General features: G+C 69.0%; 3 protein-coding genes and 1 pseudogene. All 4 read right to left on the minus strand.

Going from position 1 to position 2,380, the window contains the following annotated elements; translation table 11 throughout:
- Nucleotides 1-726: WXG100 family type VII secretion target (locus FXN61_RS48760; protein WP_188136305.1), on the minus strand; the 726-nt coding region annotated here is incomplete at its 3' end.
- 10 nt (nucleotides 727-736) lie between these two features.
- Entirely contained in the window at nucleotides 737-1,042 is a 306-nt protein-coding gene (locus tag FXN61_RS48765; protein WP_167980542.1) for a hypothetical protein, read from the minus strand.
- A gap of 135 nt (nucleotides 1,043-1,177) precedes the next feature.
- On the minus strand, nucleotides 1,178-1,933 hold the full coding sequence (locus FXN61_RS48770) for an ESX secretion-associated protein EspG (protein ID WP_167980543.1): 756 nt from the start codon (nucleotides 1,931-1,933) through the stop codon (nucleotides 1,178-1,180).
- A gap of 4 nt (nucleotides 1,934-1,937) precedes the next feature.
- Nucleotides 1,938-2,380, minus strand: a pseudogene (locus FXN61_RS48775) (hypothetical protein); the annotation flags it as partial.

Genomic DNA, 2,380 nt, shown 5'->3' on the forward strand with positions numbered 1-2,380 from the left:
GCCGCCTCCGCCACCGCCGCCACCGGAAGCACTGCCGCCGCCACCTCCACCGCCGTGCTCGGAGGCGGCGGTCTTCGGCTGGGAGTCCGATGTGGACGGCTTGGTCGAGTCGTCGGGTGGTGGGGTCGGTGCCCACTCGATCGGCTTGCCGGGAGCGGGGGTGAAGGACTGCGTGTTCGGGTCCTCGATGGAGGAGAACTTCGGCGACAGCGCGCCAGGGCGGCCCTTCAGGGCTCCTGCGGCGGCGTTCACGGCGTTTTCTGCCTGGGAGACAACGGGTTTTGCGTCAGCGAGGGCCTCGGCGCAGCAGCTGCGGATGACGCTGTCGACGTCCTCTTGCGGCTGGTTGTGGAGCTGCTGGCGCGTCTGGCGGGCGCGGCTCAGGAGGGTTTCGCAGATGCGGCTCATCGAGGACTTCGCGGTTTCCAACGCGTTCGCGGCCGCCTCCAGGTCGGTCGCGGCGCCGTTGAGCGCGTCGGTCATCGAGGTGCCGCACTTCGTGAGTTTGCCCATGTAGGCGACGAAGCCGTCCGCCGACTTGCCTTCCCAGGCGCCGTCGAGCTGGGTGACCGACTTCTGCAGGACGTTCGTCTGGTCACCGCATTTGCCCGCTGCCTGCTTCCAGCGGTTCGCGATGTCGCGCACGGCCTGGGGTTGCGCGGTCTCGATCTTGTCGGCGAGCGCGGCGAGTTCTGCTCCGCCGGGCAGTGCCACGACCTCGTCCATCGCGCTCACGTCACACCGCCTTCAGGGAGTTCTTGTTGGCTTCCTCGACGCCCTCGACGTTGGTCTGGATCGCGTCGAGCGCGCTCTCGACCTTGCGCAGCACCTTCTCGGCCGCCTCGAACTCCTGCGTGCCCGCCTGGTCCATTGCGGTCACCGCGCTCGAGATCGCGCCGGAAGCGCCGAGTTTCCCGAAAGTGTCCGGATTGCCGTACTGATTGGAAAAGCCGTCACCGATCGCGCCGAATTGTCCGGCCTGACTGCTCACGGTCGTGCGGCACTGTTCCATGGCTTCGCTGTTGAACTTCGCCACAGTCATGCGCGCCTACCCCCTCAGTGTCTGCTCGACGACCATAGAACGAATTGCGCCGAGAAGGGCGACGATTCGCCCTTTCAACGCCGGTCGGGTGATGTCGAGTGTTATGACGCGGGGGTGAGCGTCGACGTTCCGTGATCAGACCTCTTGCAGGAGCTCCCAGATGGAGGCGGCCAGGCGATGGTTGTCGACCGGCGTGATGGTGCACCACTTGCGCCCGTCGCTGCTCGGCTTGAGCTGACGGAGGTAGCGCCCGTTGTGGGTGTCGTGGAAGGAAACGACACGGCCAGCGCGCTGCCCGTTGCGCTGCACGCCGAACTGCCCGCGCGTGGACGTGCCGTCGAGCATCCCGGCGAGCTCCTGGGCGTCGCCGAGCCGCATTCCCTGCCGCTCCAGCGTGGTGATCATCCGCTGCGCGTCCAGCCCGACGTCCTTGGCCGCGGCCACCAGATCGTCGTAGGGCAGGCTGATCGAACGTCCGAACCCGGCCGGCATCTCGCCGGCGACGGAGACCGCCGCCTCGGCGAGAGCGGTGCCACGGGCTTCGATCAACCACATCTCGTCGCGGTCCTGCACCGCCAGGATCGCCTCGTCCCCGATGGCAGCGGCGAGCCCGCTGATCTGCCGGTCGGCCCAGATCCACAGGTCGATCGACACCTGCGGGTTCGCCAGCAACGCGAACCCGTCCGCGAGCTCGGGCACGACCCGGCCGTTGCGGGCCAGGCCGCGTGCCTCCAGCGACTCCCAGGCCCGCTTCACCACCTCGGCCTTCTCGGTGTGGGTGATGGAGGGAATCCGCGTGTCGAGCGCGACGTGCGCGGCCGGGAGGCGTTGCGCCTCCCAGACCACGGCGAACTCCACTGTGGACAGAACCACAGAACCTGGTGAGCTCAAGGGATTACTGGTCCTTCGGGTCTTCGCCGATGACGGACTGCACCACCATGCGTTCGTCGCCGAACACGTCGTCGGAGTCGACGCCGTACTTGCGCACGTGCTCGCCGTCCTCCTCGCCCTCACCCTTGGCCGCGCCGGCCGCAGGCGACATGAGCGACGCAGAACCCTTGCCGGCCGCGCCACCCTTGGCCGCGCCAGCCGCAGCAGCCCTGTTCGCCTCGGGCCCTACGCCACTGGCGCCGCCAGGCGTCATCGTGCCCGCAGGCCCCTTGCCCGCAGCACCAGGACCACCGGGCACACCACCAGCACCGCCGGCGCCAGGCTTGCCGCCACCGATCGTGCTGGGCGCACCCTTCGGCCCGGCAGGCGCGATGGGCGTCTTCGGAGCCTGACTCGGCCCACGTCCGCCACCGACGACCTGCGCTCCGCGCGCACTGCCCGCGGTGG

Source organism: Lentzea indica (assembly GCF_012184385.1).
Lineage (GTDB): Bacteria > Actinomycetota > Actinomycetes > Mycobacteriales > Pseudonocardiaceae > Lentzea > Lentzea indica.

What these genes read in the sequence shown, in the direction of transcription:
- FXN61_RS48765 (WP_167980542.1), bottom strand. Translation starts at nt 1,042, where the DNA reads ATGACTGTGGCGAAGTTCAACAGCGAAGCCATGGAACAGTGCCGCACG.